We start from the raw sequence: 5042 nt of genomic DNA, 5'->3' as shown, positions 1-5042 counted from the left end.
GGGGGTCACGGTCATGTCCCACAACCGCACCGTCCTGTCGTAGCCGCCGCTGGCCAGGGTTTTGCCGTCCGGCGCGAACGCCACCGAATAGACCCCGACCTGGTCGCTGGTGAGCTTGGCGATTTCCTTGTGGGGGGTCACGGTCATGTCCCACAACCGCACCGCCCCGTCTGCGCCGCCGCTGGCCAGGGTTTTGCCGTCCGGCGCGAACGCCACCGAGAAGACCCCGACCTGGTCGCTGGTGAGCTTGGCGCTTTCCTTGTGGGGGGTCACGGTCATGTCCCACAACCGCACCGTCCTGTCGTAGCCGCCGCTGGCCAGGGTTTTGCCGTCCGGCGCGAACGCCACCGAATAGACCCCGACCTGGTGGCCGGTGAGCTTGGCGATTTCCTTGTGGGGGGTCACGGTCATGTCCCACAACCGCACCGTCCTGTCGTAGCCGCCGCTGGCCAGGGTTTTGCCGTCCGGCGCGAACGCCACCGACAAGGCCCTGCCCTGGTCGCTGGTGAGCTTGGCGATTTCCTTGTGGGGGGTCACGGTCATGTCCCACAACCGCACCGTCCCGTCTGCGCCGCCGCTGGCCAGGGTTTTGCCGTCCGGCGCGAACGCCACCGAATAGACCACGCTCTGGTCGCTGGTGAGCTTGGCGATTCCAGGGAGGGTGGCTGCGGCTTTGAGGTTGTAGGCGGCTTGTTGTGCGGCGGGGCTGCTTTTACTCAACGAGTCGTCGCTGATGCTGCCGGCGGCCATGCTCAGCTGTTTTGCCTGGAGGCTGTCGTCCGTGGTTTCGCTCTGGTTGCTGAGCAGGGCGACGATGGAGGTATCGCGTTGACGTACAGCTTCTAGTTGGCTGCGCTGGATGATGATCGTGGTGGTGGCCAGGAGTGCGACCAGTACCACCAGGAGGGTGGTGCTGGCGCGGCGGCGGCGGGTCCGGCGTTGCGCGGCGTGGGTGCCGGCGGCCAGGAAGTCGCGTTCGGCGGGTGTGAGGGGTAAGGGGAAGGCGGGGTCGGCGAGGCGGGCCACGGTGGTTTCCAGCAGGCTGCCGGTATACAGGTAGGACGGGTCGCGGGCAGGGGCCCATTCGGCGGCGGCGGCGCGCAGCCGGGTGTGGATCAGGCGGTCGGCGCGGGTTTGGGCCAGCCATTGCTCGGCCAGCAGCGGCCAGGCGCGCAGCAGTACCTCGTGGCTGATCTCCACGGTGTCGGCGGCCAGGGTGAGCAACCGTTCGGCGGCGAACGCCTCCAGCACCGTCGCCACCTCGCGTACATGCTCGGGAGCTTGGCTGTCGGTCAGGGCTGCGCGGGGCACGCGGTCGGCGGTGTCGGTGCCGTCGCTGCCGGTGGTGGCCAGGCGCAGGAAGATCTGCCGGGTGAGGTCCTGCTGGACGGGGGTGAGCCGGTCGTAGACGCGTTGCGCGCTGTCGGCCACCGCGCCCTCGATGCCCCCGGTGCGCTCGTAGTCGGCCAGGGTCAGCATCTGGCCGGTGCGGTGGCGCCAGGCCTGGTCCAGCGCATGGGACAGCAGCGGCAGCGTCCCGGCGCCGCCGGCCGCCGCGGTGGCGGGCGGACCTGTGGAGGTCGGGCCGGGGGCTGCGGGCCGGTGGGTGCGGATCTCCCGCAGCAGCGTCTGGGTCAGGTCGTCCTGCACCTGGGAGCCGGCTTGGCGGGCCGGTTCGGTGATGGCCAGCCGTAGCTGCCGCTCGGTCATTGCGGTGAGCAGGTGACGGTCCTGGACGGCTTGGGCCAGCAGCGGGTAGTCGGCGCAGCGGGCCTCGAAATCGGCCCTCACCACCAGTACCACCAGCGCCGCCGGCCTCTGGTCCGGACCGTGCCCGACGGTGGCGGCGGCGTGCAGCGCGGTGATAAACGCGGCGCGCTGGCCGTCATCGGCGCATTGGGTGAACAACTGCTCGAACTGGTCGATGAGCAGGACCAGCCGCCGCTGCCCGTCCGGTTCCGGGGCGGCCGGCCCCTGGGCGGCCGGTTCCGGTGCCGCCGGGTGTGCCGCAGAGAGGGCTGCTGAGGGGGTTGGTGCTGGGGGGCCGGGTGCGGCGCCGGCGTGCAGGGCGGCCTGGCGGGCGGTCAGCGCGAACCCTTCCGGATCGCGGGCCAGGGCCTGCCGGACCGTACCGGCGTCGGTCCCGGCCAGCGCCGCGACCCGGACCGCCAACTCCTCCAGCGGGCTGCGGGTCGGGGTGAACAGCAGGCAGGGCCAGCCGGCCGCGTGCGACGCGCCGTCCAGGCCGCTGCCGCGCAGCCGGGGCAGGATCCCGGCGCGCAGCACAGAGGACTTGCCCGCGCCGGACACCCCGGAGACCATCAGCAGGCCGCCGGCCGCCGCCTGGCCGGACAGCCGGGCCAGGAGCTGGGCGGTGACCTGATCGCGGCCGAAGAAGTAGGCCGCGTCGCGTTCCTGGTAGGCGTTCAGCCCGCGGTATGGGGAGTCGACCGCGCCGCGCACGTCCGCCAGCGGCGGCACACCCGCCGGGTCGCTCCAGGTGAGACGGCCGTAGCTGTAGATGATCTGGGTGTTACCCTCCCCGATCTGCACCCCGGTCGCGGTCCGCGCGTCGACCACGTACCGCCGGCCGTCCCCGCCCGGCGCCCCGGACGGCTGGCCACCCGGCTCGGCGGTCGGTTCGGCGGTCGGCGTTGCGGACGGCCCGGCGGGAGGTGCGGACGGGCCTGGAGGGGGCTGCGGGTCCATCGGGGGCCTCGTGTCTGCCGGGGTCGGGCCGGGTCAGGCGGGGTCGGTGGGCGGGTGGAAGGTGTTGTGCTGGGTGAGGTGCTCGCCGACCTGGACGGCCTGGGCATGCCGCAGGTCCACCACGTACTTGCCGGTGCCGGTGGACGGCTCATCGGTGTCACCGGGCCGCGGGCCGCGCTCGTCGCCCCCGTTGCCGCCCGCGCCGGCGGGTGCGGGGGCCGGTCGCCGGCCTTCGGCCGCCACCTGCGGGGCCTGCTGCTCGGCTGCTGCCGTCTCGGGCGGGGCGATGGCGGCCGGGATGCGGTCGGCGCGCCTCTGCGCGCGCAACGCCAGCACCGCGACCACGAGCCCGGCCGCGCCCAGCAGCATGCCGGTGAACATGCCGATCACGCTGGCCCGCTGGTCCAAAATGGTCAGATCCAGAGGACTGCGAAAGAACCACAGCAGCCCCGCCACCAGACAGGCCGCCAGCACCACGAGCGCGATGATCGCTATGCCGTGCCACAGCCGCGAACCCGTCGCTCGTCCCGCCTCGGGCGTCGTCTTCGACATGCCTCCAGAGTGTCCCCGAACCGGCGCGAGTGGGGCTGAAAGTAGCAAAGCGTTACAGTCGGCGGGACCGTTGGTTGCGGGACAGCCTGGAACCCGCTGGATGAGGCAACGCCGCCTGGCCCTGCGCAACCTCATCGGCGACGCCTGTACCACTCTCGGCGGCGTCGGCACCTTGAACACTGCGAGGATCAGCCAACGTGGCACACGTGAAAGAAAAGATCATCTCGCGCTGACCTGCGAGAAGAGGCCAGGAACCTAAGATAACCATCGATGAGGCAGTAGCGGGCGGCGGTGCGCACGCTGCGCCAGCAGCCGCCGATCTTCATCTGCAGTTTGACCATGCGCTGTGGCTGCTCGCAGGGGTTGTTGGTGAAGGGCACGGCGAAGTCGACGCTGAACCGCCAGACCTGCGCGGCCCGGGTCTGCAGCCGTCGTGCCAGCGTGTAGCCGGGATGTCGGCCGCTGGGCCAGTCGCGGTGGGTGTTGGTGGCGATGCCCCAGGCCACTGCCTGGTCATAGCGGGCGCGCAGCCCATCCAGTAGGTCCGGATCCAAGGCGGTGGCGCCGTCGGCGCGGGCCTTGGCGATGGCGGCCTTGGCGTCGGTCAGCGCGCTCATGACCGGCTCGGTCCAGCAGCGCTGTACCCGGCTGCCGTCGGGGTCCAGCTCGCCGATGCCGCGCAGCGATCTGAGCAGATGCGCGCAGCACAGCTGCACTGCGGCCAGGTCCTTGTCGTACTTGGCGTAGCCGGCGTAGTCATCGCGGACCAGCGTGCCCGGGTAGCCGGGCAGAATCTCGAACCCATCGAGGGCGTCATGGCCGCGGTTGTCGGCGGCGCCGAACCACAGGAGCCGGTCGGCGCGGGCGGTGTAGACATACAGCAGCCGATCGTCATCGTCGCCTGCGACGCGGGCCGGGGTCTCGTCGTGGTGCAGCACCGGCGCGGCCCGCAACGCGTTCTTCAGCGCGGTCTCGAAGCCGGCCAGCCGTGAGGCGACGCGCTTGACCAGCCCGCCGGTGAACCCGGTCGAGACCGGCGCGTCCAGCAGTACGCCCATCAGGTCGGCGGCCCGGCTGATGCTCATATGCCCGGCACACGCCAGCAGCGCGGTCGCGGCGCGCACGTTCGGGCCGTAACAGCAGGGCCCGGCCAGCCCCGTGGGGGTGGCCGCCCGGGTCGTCCGGCGGCAGGCCGGGCAGGCGACCTTGAGCATGCGGTACTCGGTGACCCGCAGCTTGACCGGCGGGGTGTCGAACACCTGCACCCGCGCGCCGACCTTGCCCCGCAGGCCGGCCAGCGCGTGGCCACACCCGGCACAGCTGGGCGGGCTGAGCACGGCGACCTGATCGGGGTCGGTCCGCCAGGCCAGCGCGTGACCATCATGCCCCGGCTGCCCACCACGCGGCCGGGGTGAGCGCTTCTTGGGCTTCTTGGCGCGCTTGGCCCGCGCCGCTGGACCGTCCGAGCCCGGCGGCATCGAGGAGTTGGACGAATCCATCCCCACCCGCCGTTTCAGCTGCTCGACCTCGGCCATCAACGCGGCGATCACAGCGTCCCGCTCGGCCAGCGCAGCCAGCAGTTCCTCACGACTCCAACTCGCGGGATCGGGGGTCACCTGAGCTTCCCCTCATAACGTGGAGATCGAACCGGGAGAGGTTTGGTCGTGGCTGGAAGCACGAGGCGTCGCTTTGATCCGGAGTTCCGGGCTGGGGCGGTGCGGATCGTCAAGGAGACCGGCAAGCCCGTCGCGCGCGTTGCGCGGGATCTGGGCGTCAACGAG

4 protein-coding genes are annotated in these 5042 nt (G+C 71.6%); 1 reads left to right on the top strand and 3 read right to left on the bottom strand.

Going from position 1 to position 5042, the window contains the following annotated elements:
* The 3 genes from AB0C16_RS39690 to AB0C16_RS39680 all read right to left on the bottom strand — a co-directional run.
* A partial coding sequence (locus AB0C16_RS39690) for a WD40 repeat domain-containing protein (RefSeq protein WP_357691252.1) occupies window positions 1-2709 on the bottom strand: 2709 nt, incomplete at its 3' end.
* A 33-nt stretch (window positions 2710-2742) separates the two neighbouring features.
* Window positions 2743-3261 carry a hypothetical protein gene (locus tag AB0C16_RS39685; RefSeq protein ID WP_357691250.1) on the bottom strand — a complete coding sequence of 173 codons (519 nt, stop codon included), beginning with the start codon at window positions 3259-3261 and terminating at the stop codon, window positions 2743-2745.
* 188 nt (window positions 3262-3449) lie between these two features.
* Window positions 3450-4877 (bottom strand): IS66 family transposase, encoded by a 1428-nt coding sequence (locus AB0C16_RS39680; protein WP_357691248.1) that lies wholly within the window; start codon window positions 4875-4877, stop codon window positions 3450-3452.
* A 48-nt stretch (window positions 4878-4925) separates the two neighbouring features.
* On the opposite strand from AB0C16_RS39680, the gene AB0C16_RS39675 reads away from it, so the two are divergent.
* Window positions 4926-5042 (top strand): transposase (locus tag AB0C16_RS39675; protein WP_357691254.1); only part of this gene is annotated, 117 nt, incomplete at its 3' end.

This window comes from Nonomuraea sp. NPDC048916 (genome assembly GCF_040649575.1).
Lineage (GTDB): Bacteria > Actinomycetota > Actinomycetes > Streptosporangiales > Streptosporangiaceae > Nonomuraea.
Note: the sequence above shows the minus strand (reverse complement) of the source record. Positions and strands in the feature narration are given on the sequence as shown.